The 14,605-nt window shown below is 38.2% G+C and carries 14 protein-coding genes and 6 tRNA genes; 2 read left to right on the top strand and 18 right to left on the bottom strand.

The window, feature by feature from the left end; all coding sequences use genetic code 11:
- Position 1 precedes the first annotated feature (1 nt).
- The 4 genes from BJL90_RS07980 to BJL90_RS07965 form a co-directional block, all read right to left on the bottom strand.
- Positions 2–1,411, bottom strand: a complete 1,410-nt coding sequence (locus BJL90_RS07980) for a nickel-dependent hydrogenase large subunit (RefSeq protein ID WP_070966299.1) — start codon at positions 1,409–1,411, stop codon at positions 2–4.
- Between the two features lie 21 nt (positions 1,412–1,432).
- Positions 1,433–2,311 carry a hydrogenase small subunit gene (locus BJL90_RS07975; protein ID WP_472235339.1) on the bottom strand — a complete coding sequence of 293 codons (879 nt, stop codon included), beginning with the start codon at positions 2,309–2,311 and terminating at the stop codon, positions 1,433–1,435.
- A gap of 15 nt (positions 2,312–2,326) precedes the next feature.
- Complete coding sequence (locus BJL90_RS07970) at positions 2,327–2,830, bottom strand: cytochrome b5 domain-containing protein (protein WP_236905044.1); 504 nt, start codon at positions 2,828–2,830, stop codon at positions 2,327–2,329.
- A 451-nt stretch (positions 2,831–3,281) separates the two neighbouring features.
- On the bottom strand, positions 3,282–4,415 hold the full coding sequence (locus BJL90_RS07965) for an IS30 family transposase (protein ID WP_070966297.1): 1,134 nt from the start codon (positions 4,413–4,415) through the stop codon (positions 3,282–3,284).
- A 172-nt stretch (positions 4,416–4,587) separates the two neighbouring features.
- Here BJL90_RS07965 and BJL90_RS22520 point away from each other — a divergent pair, with 172 nt between their 5' ends.
- Together BJL90_RS22520 and BJL90_RS22515 are read left to right on the top strand one after the other, a co-directional pair.
- Positions 4,588–4,959, top strand: a complete 372-nt coding sequence (locus tag BJL90_RS22520; protein WP_070966293.1) for a tyrosine-type recombinase/integrase — start codon at positions 4,588–4,590, stop codon at positions 4,957–4,959.
- Between the two features lie 25 nt (positions 4,960–4,984).
- On the top strand, positions 4,985–5,716 hold the full coding sequence (locus BJL90_RS22515) for a tyrosine-type recombinase/integrase (protein ID WP_205684308.1): 732 nt from the start codon (positions 4,985–4,987) through the stop codon (positions 5,714–5,716).
- Positions 5,717–5,831: 115 nt separating this feature from the next.
- Here BJL90_RS22515 and BJL90_RS07950 read toward each other — a convergent pair.
- The 14 genes from BJL90_RS07950 to BJL90_RS07885 form a co-directional block, all read right to left on the bottom strand.
- Positions 5,832–5,908 (bottom strand) — tRNA-Arg (locus tag BJL90_RS07950).
- 24 nt (positions 5,909–5,932) lie between these two features.
- A tRNA-Gly gene (locus tag BJL90_RS07945) sits at positions 5,933–6,007 on the bottom strand.
- Positions 6,008–6,042: 35 nt separating this feature from the next.
- Positions 6,043–6,118, bottom strand: a tRNA-Gln gene (locus tag BJL90_RS07940).
- A gap of 22 nt (positions 6,119–6,140) precedes the next feature.
- Positions 6,141–6,216, bottom strand: a tRNA-His gene (locus tag BJL90_RS07935).
- A gap of 10 nt (positions 6,217–6,226) precedes the next feature.
- A tRNA-Arg gene (locus tag BJL90_RS07930) sits at positions 6,227–6,303 on the bottom strand.
- Positions 6,304–6,310: 7 nt separating this feature from the next.
- Positions 6,311–6,384 (bottom strand) — tRNA-Gly (locus tag BJL90_RS07925).
- A 290-nt stretch (positions 6,385–6,674) separates the two neighbouring features.
- Positions 6,675–7,160 carry a YfcE family phosphodiesterase gene (locus BJL90_RS07920; protein ID WP_081561896.1) on the bottom strand — a complete coding sequence of 162 codons (486 nt, stop codon included), beginning with the start codon at positions 7,158–7,160 and terminating at the stop codon, positions 6,675–6,677.
- The gene (locus BJL90_RS07915; protein ID WP_070966286.1) at positions 7,153–7,767 is read right to left on the bottom strand and encodes an XTP/dITP diphosphatase; all 615 of its coding nucleotides are present in this window, start codon (positions 7,765–7,767) and stop codon (positions 7,153–7,155) included. The genes BJL90_RS07920 and BJL90_RS07915 overlap by 8 nt, the downstream gene beginning before the upstream one ends.
- Positions 7,757–8,533 carry a ribonuclease PH gene (rph, locus tag BJL90_RS07910; RefSeq protein ID WP_070966283.1) on the bottom strand — a complete coding sequence of 259 codons (777 nt, stop codon included), beginning with the start codon at positions 8,531–8,533 and terminating at the stop codon, positions 7,757–7,759. Before rph ends, BJL90_RS07915 begins: the two co-directional genes overlap by 11 nt.
- 258 nt (positions 8,534–8,791) lie before the next feature.
- On the bottom strand, positions 8,792–9,802 hold the full coding sequence (locus tag BJL90_RS07905) for a GerMN domain-containing protein (RefSeq protein ID WP_070966281.1): 1,011 nt from the start codon (positions 9,800–9,802) through the stop codon (positions 8,792–8,794).
- 79 nt (positions 9,803–9,881) lie between these two features.
- Positions 9,882–10,403 carry a DUF2179 domain-containing protein gene (locus tag BJL90_RS07900; protein WP_070966278.1) on the bottom strand — a complete coding sequence of 174 codons (522 nt, stop codon included), beginning with the start codon at positions 10,401–10,403 and terminating at the stop codon, positions 9,882–9,884.
- 226 nt (positions 10,404–10,629) lie between these two features.
- Entirely contained in the window at positions 10,630–12,720 is a 2,091-nt protein-coding gene (locus BJL90_RS07895) for an N-acetylmuramoyl-L-alanine amidase (RefSeq protein ID WP_070966275.1), read from the bottom strand.
- 189 nt (positions 12,721–12,909) lie between these two features.
- Positions 12,910–13,893 carry an AIR synthase family protein gene (locus tag BJL90_RS07890; RefSeq protein ID WP_070966273.1) on the bottom strand — a complete coding sequence of 328 codons (984 nt, stop codon included), beginning with the start codon at positions 13,891–13,893 and terminating at the stop codon, positions 12,910–12,912.
- A 50-nt stretch (positions 13,894–13,943) separates the two neighbouring features.
- Complete coding sequence (locus tag BJL90_RS07885) at positions 13,944–14,528, bottom strand: hypothetical protein (protein WP_070966270.1); 585 nt, start codon at positions 14,526–14,528, stop codon at positions 13,944–13,946.
- Between the last annotated feature and the right edge of the window lie 77 nt (positions 14,529–14,605).

Genomic DNA, 14,605 nt, shown 5'->3' with positions numbered 1-14,605 from the left:
CTTATACAATCCTAATCTGTATCGGGGAATAGCCATCACTTAGTACATGGGTGGCACAGGAAACGCAGGGATCAAAGGATCTAACAATTCTTCCTATTTCCACAGGGTTTTTCATATCTTCTATGGTTGTTCCAATCAATGCTTTTTCTACTACTCCTTTAACCCCTTCCAAATCCTCTGGGGATAGATTCCACGAACTAGGAGTAATAATCTCATAGTTTTGAATACTTGCATTTTCAGTGGCGACCCAGTGACCTAGCGCTCCTCTAGTAGTGTCGGTAAGTCCCTTACCCCTAGCTTCGCCTAAAAACGTATATCTCCCCTGTTGGGTGGGCTTAAGCTCCATCCCTTTCAAAAGACCTTCCATGATTCCGATGATTTTTCTTACCTCTAGCACTCTAGCAATGGTTCGGTCCATCGTTGAAATGCCATTGCTATAGTCACCACTTAGCCACATCCGCGCAAGGGGACCGACCTCCATGGGATATCCCTCATACCGTGGGGCTTTAATCCAACTATAGGCTTTTTCTTTATACACATTTTCTTCTACCGTTAGCTCTGTGGGTCTTTGTTCTATTTCCCTTGCCTCATACCAAGCTCGATATATGTTTTCAGTTATTTTTTCAGGATTAAACCCCTGTAGCTCTCCATTGATGAAGACCTGAGATGCTACATAAAATAGGTCTTTTTCTACATAAGTATCAAATATCCCATAGGTCATGAGATTTTTATATCCTACCCCATTTTCAAAATAATCAGGGTAATATTCTGCAATGGTATAGACATCGGGGATCATTCGTCCTACCACAAATTCTTTAATAGAAGCTAATATGGATTTGACCTTAATCCATTTAGCCGCATCTAGGTTTACTGTTACACCTCCTACAAATATGCCATGGGTGTGGGGGGCTTTGCCTCCCAGTACAGCCAACATTTCATGGGCTAAACGACTATACTCAAGAGATTCTAAATAGCTCCTAGATAACTCTCTATTCAATTTTTCTGGTAGTCTATAATCATTATGAGTAGCATTGTATAAAGGTTGAATCTCTGGACCCCGTACAAAGTCTGGAAAGGTGTATTGGTAGAAATGCCTTAAATGGTTTTGAAGAAATTCACAACCATGCATAAAGTCCCTAATCATCTTGTCATTTTCATTGGGGCGGATGTCTAATATATCTTCTAAGGCTAAAGTAGATCCCATAGAATGGGCAGTAGAGCAAATGCCACAAATTCTTTCTGTAAAATAGATGGCATCCAAAGGGGGTCTTCCCCTTAGCATTTTTTCAAAGCCTCTAAAGAGCATACCACTACTTCTGGCATTGATAATTTGATTTTTTTCAACCTCTACTTGGATTTCTAAAAATCCACTTATTCGGGTAATGGGGTTGATAGTAATTTTACTTCCCATAGCTTCCTCCAAAATATTATTTTAATATCTAACAAAGGGCTCCATCCCGTCAGGAAACCTTTCCTGGGCGCAACCTATACAAGGCGCGTTGTCTTCAATAGGCCAGTTTACATATCCATTCCACTGCCTCACAGGACAATCGGTTCTGGTGACAGGCCCTCGACACCCTAATTTAAACATGCATTCTGGGTCACCTAGCTTTGTGGCAAAGATGCCATTGTCAAAATAAGACCTCCTGGTACAGCGATCATGGATGGTAATGCCATAAAAGATAATAGGTCTACTTTGTGCATCTAACGCTGGTACGCCAAAGGCGATGAGGTTAGCAATTGTTCCAATAGCCCAGTCTGGGTGGCTAGGACAACCTGGTACTCTGATCACTTCCTGATTTAAAACCTGTGGCACGCTGACACTTTGAGAAGGATTGGGTCGGGCAGCAGAGGGTCCTCCATAGGAGGCACAAGTTCCTACTGTCACCACGTGCTTAGCCTTTTCCCCCGCCATTTTCACTGCCTCCATGGCCGTTACCAGTTCCCCTTTGTACCGGGCGATCACAGTGTATCGTCCATCATCCTTGGTAGCTACTGCTCCTTCTACCACTAGAATAAATTCCGTGTCTAAGGTATCCAAAAACTGCTGAAAAGCCGCCTCCCCCTCTGCAGCCATTAGACTATTGTTGTATTTTAATGTCACCATCTGATCTAATAGATAAATTACATCTGGGCTTTCTGCATTGAGTAAAGAAATTATATTTCCTGCACACCCCGTTGCTTCTAACCAGATTAAATTAATTTTATTAATACTAGCATTTTTGATTTTCTCTATTGCTAAATCCATTATCTTTCTAGCTGTAATTGTTTTTGAATTAATCACTGGACAGTTGCTTAGTATCCCATCCAAATAACTCCCTCCAATCTATGACTTTAACACCCCTACTTGTGGTAAGTTTCTTAAAAACTCAGGTCTACCGCCATGACATCCCATAAAAGCTCCAGTTAAATCCCTTCCTGCATACAAGCTAAAATGGGTGCCTCCTCCCCAGGTTGCTTCTAAGCTTACATCGTAGACAATTCTATTTACTGCAACATAGGCAGGCCTCCCGCCAGAGCCATCATACTGAGTCAACTCTTCAAGGGTGAATTCTCTTTGATTGGATAACGTACTTTCACTTTCCTGATTACTTGGATAATTAGGCTGTTGAGCATACCCTTGCCAATAATTCAGATGTCTTACTTCGTTATTTAATAGACCTTCATAAAACATCCTTTGATAGGGATCTGTGCTTAATATAATCATCTGCTGATAATATTGTATATTGTGATAAATGAGGCATATTTCTTTATAGTACCAACAATTGGCCTTCACTTCATCTCCTCCATAATTCTTGATTCTATAAATTTTATGTTGAGTAATTAGCAATTATTAACCTCACCTATTAGATCTCTACTAATCTAGCACCCAAAAATTGTAATGGGTTATACAATTATCACAATTCGAAAAATGTCCATTCTGGGAAATTCCTTCTTCCCTAAAGATAGACCCCACATGACCCTACTGCCTCTATCTTCATCGTTACTTTCACTAGAGGCAGGCTTTGGAGTAAGACCCGAAAGCTAGACTCAGCCACTAGAACAGTCTACAGCTCTATCCTAGATTCTACCCTAAATGCTATAGTCTGTGGCGATGGCGGCAGATTTGCCCTTGAGATGGACCTAAGGACTGGCAACAATAAGACCCCATAAGAGCAAATTTTCAAAGAATTTTCTGCTTTTAGCTACTTCCTACAGATTCTTTGAAGGTTTGCTGACCCATGAGGCCTTTTACTGACATAAAGCATATTTTCATATTCGTCAACGTAGACGTTTTTCTATTAAAAAGATAATGTACAATTAGGCAGAATGTAACGTATGAATTCATGATTTTTTTCCAGTCTAGCCTTTTGGTAGGCCTTATGGGGATCACAATAAAATACTCTAGTTCTTGTATCTGAATAAGTATCCTGCTCTATGGACCAAGGGTCTTTAAATTCTGAACCATTGTCAGTTAGAATAACAGGAAATGATCTTTTAAATCCCTCCGTCCCTACAACCTCCCTTAGGTGATTAAAGACATTGATTACACATTCTTGTGATGCCGAATCTATTAGGAATATGAGCATCAGGTTACAGTTCCTAAATAAAAGCGTAAGCAATGCTTTGCCGCCTTTTTGCCCTTCTACAACATCCATCTCTACTACATTTAGTTCAGGATTTTTTTCTGTAAAAGCAAGAAATTCTTCATAAGTACGGCCAACTCGGTACTCTTGGTTAATCTTTACTGTCTTTTGCTTTTTCTTCCTTGGCTTGTAACGTACTTTTCTAGGTAAATCAATGTTTCGAACCCTAAGGATACCTTGATCTACATAATTGTATAGAGTACGTTTAGAACATTTAATTTCATCAGCATGTGTAGCATAAACATGTGCAATAGACTGTCCTTTAAGAAGTAAGGGTGATATAAGATTATCCAGCTCATAAAGCTCTTCAGGTGATAAATCAATACCCTTTCTTGACACAGACATGGCATCATGATAGGTGTCATCTGCATAACTAGCCCGATAATACATCTTGTCGTAACCACAGGTTCTAGGATAAGCACATCCGTTACAAACATAAGGTGGCTTTAAAAGCTTAGGACAAGTCCCAGGGACATAGTTATCGCAATACTGTGAACAAGTACGCATTTTGCATTTAGAACATGGGACATCTCTTTTACAATAGCTATTATTACAAAAGTTTGTTATACTGCATGTCTTTAAATAAGCACACTTGCTCTTTTTCAGCTTTGGGTCTTTGCACTTAGCGAATCTTCGGTTTTTTATTTCCCTAGCTATTGTTTTTCTATTACGTTTCAATAAAACTGCAATTTCAGTAAAATTTAGCCCTTCTTGAAGACATCCTTCGATATAAAATCGTTCATCAAAGGTAAGATTTTTATGGTTGCGTTCAAAGTTTTCTCTTTTCATAGAAGATTCCTTTCCGCTGCAGGCAGGCAACCATACTTACAGTATAGTCAAAATCTGTGCAAGACTAAAAAGGACATTTAATAAAAAGAATGAGATAATTAATTTTTCATTTAAACTGTGGCTTTTCTTTAAAATTTGGTATCGAACATACGTTTAGAAAGGGGAGAAAAAAATGAGGGGTACAGTAACAAAGAAGGGAAATAAATGGTACATTGCCGTAGATGTAGGGCATGATGAAAAAGGGAAACGAAAGCAAAGATGGTTTTCCGGCTTTAAAACTAAAAAAGAAGCCCAGGCCAAGTTGTCTGAGGTGCTGCAGCAGTTAAATACCGGGACCTATGTAGACTGTGATAACATTACCCTAGAGGAATATCTCAACAAATGGCTAAAGGATTACGCAGAGCATAAGGTACGGCATAATACTTTTAGGGGCTATAAGGAGACGATTCACAATCACATTGTCCCCCTACTGGGTAAACATAAGCTTCAGAAACTAAAACCCACAGAAATTCAGTCCCTCTACTCAATTAAACTTAGAAAGTGACTTAAGCACTACTACAGTCCTCTACATCCACAAAGTTCTTAAACAAGCTTTAAAACAGGCAGTAAAATGGCAAATTCTTAACAGAAATCCCTGTGATGCAGTAGAGCCTCCTAAGAAAAATAAAAGCCAAACGGAAATTCTGGATGAGAATCACATTGAAACCTTATTAAACGCTTGCAAGGATACGCAAGTATACCTTCCTGTTTTTCTAGCCGTCACTACAGGCATGCGCCGAGCAGAGATTGCAGGATTAAGGTGGAGTGATGTAGATTATGAAAATAAGATGATTTATATTAAAAATTCCCTACAGCGAATCAATGGAGAACTAACCTTAGTTCCTACTAAAACAGATCGCAGCAGGAGGGCCATTGCCCTATTGGATATGGTAGCAAAGACATTGAAACAGTATAAAGTACTTCATGCTAAAAACAAGCTGATGCTGGGGGAAGAATATCAAGATCTCGATTTTGTTTGTGCATGGCCTGATGGAAGACCTACCTCCTGTGACTATATCACCAATGAGTTTGTAAAATTAAGAGATAAGTTAGACATTCCTAAGATCCGCTTCCATGATCTAAGACATACCCACGCTACCCTTCTATTGAAGATGGGGGTCAATCCTAAAATTGTTCAAGAAAGATTAGGTCACTCTACGATTTCTACTACAATGGATATTTACTCCCATGCTCTGCCGGAGATGCAAAAGGAGGCAGCTGAAAAGTTAGAAGAAAAACTTTTTTCTAGAAAGGTAAAGTAGCTCTGAGAGGGGCTGCTTTTTTCAATGTTAGAAAAATGTTAGAAGTTTAGCAAAAAACGAAAAAATGTTAGAAGTATAAACTCCTAACATTCGTTGAAATTTCAATGATTTTAACTGGCGCGCCCTGAGGGACTCGAACCCCCAACCTTCAGATTCGAAGTCTGCAACTCTATCCGATTGAGCTAAGGGCGCATATTTATATGTGCAAAAAATTAATGGAGCGGAAGACGGGACTCGAACCCGCGACCCTCGCCTTGGCAAGGCGATGCTCTACCACTGAGCCACTTCCGCATATAAGAAGGGCCAATTCCCTTCTGTGTTTAATTTGGCTGGGATAGCAGGACTCGAACCTGCGAATGACGGAGTCAAAGTCCGTTGCCTTACCGACTTGGCTATATCCCAATGTCATTATATAGCTTCAGCATGGGGTGGATGATGGGATTCGAACCCATGCATGCAGGAGCCACAATCCTGTGTCTTAACCACTTGACTACACCCACCATAATAAAGTGGCGTACCCACAGGGATTCGAACCCCGGACACACGGCTTAGAAGGCCGTTGCTCTATCCTGCTGAGCTATGGGTACATAAAAATGGAGCGGGTGAAGGGAATCGAACCCTCGCGGTCAGCTTGGAAGGCTGAAGTTCTACCACTGAACTACACCCGCATAAATATTTTTTCAACGCTATAATATTTTATCACATCAATTTATAAAAGTCAATACTTTTTTTGGTTTATTTTCTTTCTTTTTTGAAAGACAAGATATAGTATACCTATAATAAAGCTACAAGTCAATAAATTCATCTTGTTATTATTAAGGATTTCCCCTTGTTCTTAAAATTATACTCCTTTATTCTTTAATTTTCTCCTAATTATTAAGTACCATATAGACGAATACCACTAATTTTATTTTCATTAAAGTTCCTATAGGACAATACAAGTCCTATAGGAACTCAATCATAACTCCACAAACTCAACAGAAACATCTTCGTCAATGATAATAATAGCATAGCATCTTGAAGAGTTTCCCCTTGGTATAGAAATACTTCCAGGGTTTAACAGGATCATTTCCTCCTCTATAGAGTAGTGGGGGACATGGCTATGCCCAAAGATCACAATATCTGCCTCTAGCTCTTTTCCCCTATAGAAAATTTTCTCTAATCCATATTTTACTCCATATCGATGTCCGTGGGTAACAAATAACTTTTTTTCTCCGAGGATTTCTAGCAGTTCATCCTTTCCCTCTGGCTGAGTATCGTAGTTGCCCCTTACTCCAATCGTTTTAATATCAGAACTTTCAACAATATACCTCATATCATCAAAGTTATCTCCCGTATGAATAATATAATCTACACCCTTGGTAGCAATAGATTCCATCGCCCAATCAATATTCTTTGTCTGTCCATGACTATCTCCTAATACCGCTATCTTCAAGCTATTCACTCCCTAATCTTTTACTAAGGACCTTTTGCATTTGTTCTAGCGCCTTAGCACGGTGACTAATCTTATTTTTTTCTTGAGATCCTATCTCTGCCAAACTTAGACCGTTGTATTCTCTAGGCATAAATAGAGGATCATAGCCAAATCCTTCTTTACCCTTAAGTTCGAAGCCAATCACGCCATAAAGCTCCCCTCTGACGGTAAAGTGTTCCCCATTAGGCATAGCAACAGCTATCACACATACAAACCTAGCACGACGCTTTGCAAGGGGAACATCTTCTAATAACTTAAGTAATTTTTCATTATTTTCCTCATCTGTAGCCTTTTCTCCAGCAAACCTTGAAGAATAAACTCCCGGTTGACAATCTAAATACTCTACCTCTAAACCAGAGTCATCAGCTATCGTCATGTGTCCGGTCTTTTCCATAACAGTTTTCGCTTTAATTAAAGCATTTTCTTCAAAGCTAGTTCCGTCTTCTACAATTTCTAGGTCCTCCAAATGAACATCCCTCATAGACCTTATTTCTAAGCTAAAATTTTTTAAAATATCCCCTATTTCTTGAAGTTTATGAGGGTTACCAGTAGCAATAACAGCAATATTATCTTTCATTATTTTCCTCCGTTGTTGCATCGATAATTTTTTTTGCTTTGACGGCTACTTCTCCCAATACAGATTTTTGCAAAGCTAAAAGCTCAGCATTTCCTTTTTCCGCTAAAGCTAACAACTCCATTAAATCCTTTTTAGAAAAAGAGGCTTCCTCACCTGTGCCCTGTACTTCAATGAATTCTCCACTGTCTGTCATAACAATATTCATATCAACCTTTGCTTTTGAATCTTCTTCATAACAAAGATCTAGCAAAGGCTTGTCTTCTACAATGCCGACACTAATAGCTGAAACAAAGTTTTTTATAGGAAATTCTTGGAGCATTCCTTTTTCTACCAATAAATTAACAGCCTCCATTAGCGCTACAAAAGCTCCTGTAATGGAAGCTGTTCTAGTCCCGCCATCCGCTTGGATTACATCACAGTCTATCCATATCGTTCTTTCCCCTATACGATCTAGGTCTACTACTGCCCGAAGAGCCCTCCCTATTAGCCTTTGAATTTCCTGGGTTCTTCCTTCGATTTTACCTCTAGAGGATTCCCTTATCTTCCGGGTTTGGGTAGAACTAGGGAGCATAGAATATTCCGCAGTGATCCACCCTTTTCCTGTATTTTTTAAAAAAGGCGGTACTTTATCTTCTATCATAGCCGTACATATTACCTTTGTTTCTCCCATCTCCACCAATACAGAGCCTTGTGCCTGTTTTGTATAGTTCTTTGTAAACTTTACAGGCCTTAATTCATCATAGCTTCTTCCATCTATTCTATTCAAAATAAATCTTCCTCTCTGTTATTCTTTAGATCTATAGAAAAATATGTAACTTCCTAAATTGTATTGTATCATATTTTTCTTTTTCTATAAAAGTTTTCCCAAAGTTTTTCTTTTTTATTTCCCCAGGTCAGTAATCATAAGCAGATAAGCAAAGTCTTTACGCTTATACCTTCCAATTGTAGAAGTAAGGGTCTTGGCAATACGCCGAAGGATAAAAAAGCACAGGAGATTCTCTTCTCCTATGCTCTTTGACTAAATTTAAAATTCATTTGAAAAGTACGGTAGATTCAAGCTTACATCACTACTTAACTGTATCTCTGTGCCATTAGATAATATTCTTACCTGCGCGATCGTAGGCTCTATTTCCCTAAGGGTTAACCCCAATTCATAGATTAATGACTGCTGATGTCTTACATTCTCCGGCATTCTTTTAATTTCTTCTGAAAAATCTATATAGGCTACCCCATCTTTCACATATACATCATTGACGGAAGTACCAAAGGGAATTTCACTATATAATCCACTGTTTTCTGGAGCCCCTTCCAATAATGCTGTTAGTGCCGATTTAATATCTGCCTTTAGGGCACTAATCCCCTTTGTTACAGGAACAAAAAAGGATTCTTCCCCATTGACAGTTCCCTTATAATACACCACAACTGGAATACTCTCTTCAGACAAGGTATCTGCTAGATTAATATATTCCCTTGCTAAAGGTTCTGCAGTATTTGTACCGTATGTAAGTTTTTTTACGATAGATCCTTCCACCATAATCTGCACTTGGTGAATACTTTCAAACTCTGTTAAAGTATATACAATAGACTGAATCATGGCTTTTTCATCTGCTTCATTCTGATAGGATAAAATATTTTTGTTAAAATCTACTGTACATAATCCATCCTGGATCGTCATTCCAACCACTTCTGTGCCTGTAGGCAATACCGGTTGTAAGCCAATCACGGCTAACTCCTCTCTTAATACCGGCCGGTCTATTAGCTGATTAATTGCAGCCTGAGCAATTCCTTCATCCCAAGGTATTCTTCTCATTACAGGAACAATTAATCCTTTTTCATCCCTATAGTAGAGCACAGTTTGCCTCAAACCCTCATTTTCAAAGTCTACAAAACCTTCCTGGTCCACCAAATAACTTACATAAGAGGCTTCAATGTCTTTTCTTTCCTGTATTAAGTTAGCGATTGGATTTTCACAGCCTATTAACCCCATCATAAAACATAGTATTATACTAACAACCAATAGTTTATAAACTTTCATTTTTTTCTTCCCCCTCAACAATAAAATACCTCTTTCTTTTATAACATTATATTATCAAGGGTACGGTACTATTCATTGTTTACCTTCTTTTAAAACGCGTAAAATATCCTCCACGTATTGCTCTGGCATCTGTAATGGTAACAAAAGCCTTTCTATCATGCTCGTCTACGATTCTATATAGCTTGGACAAATTTTTTCTTTGCATCATTATGTTCAACAGATGCTGCATTCCCTCTCTCCCATAACCTTCAACCACTGTAACCCCAAAGCCTTCTTCCCTTAACTTTTCCACTAAGTGCATAGAGTTTCCTAAAGAAATCACCTGTACAATGATGCTTCCTAACGCCATTTTTTCCTCTACAAAGATTCCCATATAGTTACCTGTAGCAAAGCCTAGAGCATAGGCAATAACATTAACAGGATTATCTAGTTCTGTCAATACTTTTCCTATGGCCATGATATAAATAGTAATTTCTACAAAACCTATAAGTGCTGCCTGAATCCGCCTTCCCTTTACTACCATAATCATACGTATCGTTGCCAATGTAACATCAGAGACCTTAGCAAAATAAATAAACAGATAACCCAAAATTCCCTCCATATTTCTCCCTCCTACATATATTTTCACCTTTACTTTCATTATAGCCCATATAGATGCGCGCTTCTAAAGTTAAATTTTAATATACACGGTCTACGGTTTCGCCTCAAAACCGTGGGCTGTAAATGTAGCCCTTAGTATATTAAAATTTAAGGGCGCACATCTATAAAACATTTCAACTATATAACGTAAACAATGGACAGAGGGTTCCTCTGTCCACTTATTATCTCTATTTTACTTCTTCAAAATACTTAACAATTCCTTGAAACATTCCTTCTGCTATCAACTGCTTGTAGTCTGAAGTAGCTAGTTTTGCTACTTCCTCAGGATTCGTTAAAAATCCTATTTCACTTAACACTGCCGGCATTTTCGTATCTCTTAAAACCACCAGTCTATCTCTTGGAACAATACTTCTACTATGAGCTCCCGTTATTTTTATCATTTCTCTTTGAAAAATTTCTGCTAATTTTTTATTCGGTCGATCATCATTGGCATTGATTTCACTTGGATAATAAAGATTTTCAATACCTCGAGCGCTTGCAGAACCGGCAGCATTAGCATGGACACTCACAAACAAATCTGCTCCCAACTGATTTGCAACCGCAGCACGATCCGCTAAGGACACAGAAGTATCTGTTTCTCTTGTCATATAGGTTCTAAATCCAGCTTCTGTCAACAGCTTATTCAAACGCTGTGCTACATCTAGCACTAGGTTTTTTTCCATCAGCCCATTAATTGGAGATATGGCTCCAGGATCTGTACCCCCATGCCCTGCATCGATCACAATCAAAGGATCTTTTGAAGGCTCCGGACGGTTATTATTTTTGGCTAAAAATTCTATAATATAATCTCGCGTATAATTTGGTGAGATTACCCTATATTGTGTATTTTCCTGCAAATTAATAACAATAATATATTCTCTCGATGTCGTATCCTCACTTATAGAAATTTTCTGCACGAAAGCATCATTCATTTCCATCGTTTTAATCGGTAGCTCCACATCTTCCTTAGAGACAACAACTTGCAAAGTTGCCCCATAATCCCTCACACTGAAAGCATATTGGGTAAGTGAAGCTGTTTTTAATTCTAACCTTGTAAGGTCTTTGCTGACTTCTCTATATTGTAAAACTTCTGTAGAAGAATTACCTTCTACACTGTCTAGATATACAAGCAACCTATCACTTTCTACTACTGCTTTATAATCCCCATAGCGATCTTTTTCTTGTAGATCCACCACCAATCTAACAGTCTCATTAGAAGCCATTTCAACAATATCAATAGATCGAATCAGATTACTGTTTACTTGTAGATTTCTTAAATTTTTTGAAGGATCTAATGAAGAGGATGCTATATCTATTATAAGGCGTTCTGGTTTATGCAGTCTTTCAATATTATGCTTAGCGATATTATCTCCTTGAATAATAATTACTTCTCCACCCTGAGAAATATCCGCCTTAACATCCTTCACATAATTTTTACTAACTTCTGCGGCTACAAATTGAATAACTGTCTCATTAGTGTTATTATCATAAAATACTTCAGGTTTTACCATACTTTCTAATTCCACAGTCACCCGCGTTGTCATAGGTTCCAATGAAAATTGTGCGGCTCTAACACTTCTAATTCCCTGTTGATTTACTTCTAATTGTAGTGTACCATTGGGTAATAATCTGCTTTTATTGTCTAAATCGAACTTTGTGTCAGAAAAATTAAATACCACTCTTGCAGGATTGCTTAGTTCAGATGTGCTATAAGTCAGCTGTTGATCCCCTTTAACACGAATTTCAGTAGTGTTACCAATGGTATTTACTTGAATACCCTTCATGGTTTTGTACACCACCTGTTTTCCTTCTACAGATACGGTTCTTGTTTTCTCATTCCACGCTACTTCTAAACCCAATTCTCTAAGGAAAGCAATTGGAACCATGGTTCTACCGCTGCCTTGATAGGTAAGAATCTTCGGCGGCACATCACTAGGTAAACGCTTTGCTACGTCATTCACCATAGCAATAGGACTATCGATTTTTAATACGATTGTCTTATCTCCTGCTGTGATGATTACCTCCTTTGTAGCATCCTTCCACTCAACATCTATGCCCATGCTCCTTACAGTATGTATCGGAACCAGCGTCCTGGCTTCATGCAAAACAGCTGGTACATCGGTTGTAGCAGGTTTACCTTCAATGTTTAGTTGTACAATATGAAAGTCCATTGTTTTCCCATCCATGACCATTCTAGCAAGGTTATTCGTAGGATTGGCATAGGTAAATGAAGTGAAGAGAATGATAAACAGCAATACAATCGAAAAGATTTTTTTCATTAGCTTGTCCCCCAGTTAAATAATTCCGGTTCAGGCTGAAAAATTTTTTTGCTAACAACCATACACCTATAAATGTATCTACTATAGTTATATCATTGTTTTAAATATCCCGTCAACAAATCAGGGGAATTGTCATAAAGATGTAAAATAGATAAATATTTGTAATAAAAAATAGGCTATTACGCCTATTTATATCACCTTATACAATTCGTCAGCCTCCGGTGCTTCTAATACTTTTTTTATACCTCCCCTTAAGATAACCTTCTCCCCTTCCACAATTCTTCCTATTACAGCAGCTTCAATTTTGTTTTTTTCAAAGGTTTCCAAAAGCAGGTTTTCTTTATCTTGCGAAACCGCCATAATCATCACACCGCTGGAAATCAGCTTAAAGGGATCAATCGATAGTACTTCACATATCTCTAATGTTTCAGGAGCTACAGGAATTTTCTCCTCATAGACTTCTATCCCCACATCAGAAGCCTCTCCTAGTTCCCATAGCGCCCCTAGCAGCCCCCCTTCTGTTACATCATGCATACTACTTACGCCCACTGCCCCTGCCAACACCCCTTCTTTGACTACGCTAATTTTTTTAGCAAAGCCTTTAGCAGTCTCTATCACCTCATGAGAGATACTTTTCTCTAAACGTTCCTCTAGATCAGCAGCAAGAATAGCTGTTCCTTCTAATCCTGCATGTTTTGTCATAATAATGCTATCCCCTATTTTTGCACCTTTAGAAGTAACCAGATCACTCTTTTTCTGTCTTCCAATAGCAGTAGTGGTAATTACCATGCGATTAACCGCATCAGTAATCTCTGAATGTCCACCTATGATTTCTACATTAATGGATGCTGCTGCTTTATTCGCCTCCTGCATGACATAATTCAAATCCTCCTTTGTAGTACCCACTGGGGCCAGAATTGTCATCATGACGCCGAGAGGCTCCACACCATTAGAAGCAATATCATTGCATGTAACATGTATACTTAAACTTCCTATATCTTTTATTGCCCCAGTAATAGGATCTGTGCTCATCACACATACATTTTCTCCAAAGTCTACGACAGCGCAGTCTTCCCCTATACCGGGTCGTACTAAAACTTCAGGCCTTTTGTGTTGAATATTTTTAAAAATTACTTCTTCCAATATCTCTGTAGGCACCTTTCCAACCTTCATCCTCATCCTCCTCGTCCATTAATGGTATTATAACATAGTTTTTTTCTGGATTATATACAAAATATCCTCTTCCATTCTTCTATCTCTAATGTACGATGATCTGACACCAAATATAAAATATCAATCGCTTCTGGAGGAATAGAGTGAAAAATCATTACTTCTGCATCATAACCGGCTGTTAAATCTTTTCTTTCCTTAAGATTTTCTTGAAAACTTAAAGATGTCTCCCAATAGCTTTTTACTGAAGACTTTCCCTTTGTTTGAAGATAATTACTCGCACCATCAAAACCCTCTATTCCTTGCAGTATAAAAGGTTCATAAATTTGATTTGCTCTATTTTCGTTGGCAATCCAACATCTTGTAGGATCTATTTTTACTGCTAACACTGCTGTATGAGAATGAAAAGTGGGTTCTTTTCTATAGTTCATGGAGGCAAATATAGCTTTCTTCCGTACAACCCAAGGAGGTACATCATCAGGTCGGAGTGTGTCAATAAAATCATGGAAGGAGTAATAATGCTTTTCATAAGTAATTTTATCGTTATATTCTATTCCATTTTTCAGAATTTTTTTAAGATCTGTTATATGTGCAATATGATAGACGACTCCCGTCTTATCATAATCTTGAAAAAACATAGCATCACCTCTCACGAAATTTCCTTACATAGTAATAATTACAATGTATTAGAAGTTTTTTTTATCTCAAAATATAT

Origin of the sequence: Clostridium formicaceticum, from assembly GCF_001854185.1 — a bacterium.
Lineage (GTDB): Bacteria > Bacillota > Clostridia > Peptostreptococcales > Natronincolaceae > Andreesenella > Andreesenella formicacetica.
This window is presented reverse-complemented; position numbering and strand designations above follow the sequence as displayed.

Coding starts and splice junctions, on each gene's coding strand:
- BJL90_RS07980 (WP_070966299.1), bottom strand. CDS start 1,411: ATGGGAAGTAAAATTACTATCAACCCCATTACCCGAATAAGTGGATTT.
- BJL90_RS07965 (WP_070966297.1), bottom strand. CDS start 4,415: ATGAAAAGAGAAAACTTTGAACGCAACCATAAAAATCTTACCTTTGAT.
- BJL90_RS22520 (WP_070966293.1), top strand. CDS start 4,588: ATGAGGGGTACAGTAACAAAGAAGGGAAATAAATGGTACATTGCCGTA.
- BJL90_RS07915 (WP_070966286.1), bottom strand. CDS start 7,767: ATGAAAGATAATATTGCTGTTATTGCTACTGGTAACCCTCATAAACTT.
- BJL90_RS07905 (WP_070966281.1), bottom strand. CDS start 9,802: ATGAAAGTTTATAAACTATTGGTTGTTAGTATAATACTATGTTTTATG.
- BJL90_RS07900 (WP_070966278.1), bottom strand. CDS start 10,403: ATGGAGGGAATTTTGGGTTATCTGTTTATTTATTTTGCTAAGGTCTCT.
- BJL90_RS07895 (WP_070966275.1), bottom strand. CDS start 12,720: ATGAAAAAAATCTTTTCGATTGTATTGCTGTTTATCATTCTCTTCACT.
- BJL90_RS07890 (WP_070966273.1), bottom strand. CDS start 13,893: ATGAAGGTTGGAAAGGTGCCTACAGAGATATTGGAAGAAGTAATTTTT.
- BJL90_RS07885 (WP_070966270.1), bottom strand. CDS start 14,528: ATGTTTTTTCAAGATTATGATAAGACGGGAGTCGTCTATCATATTGCA.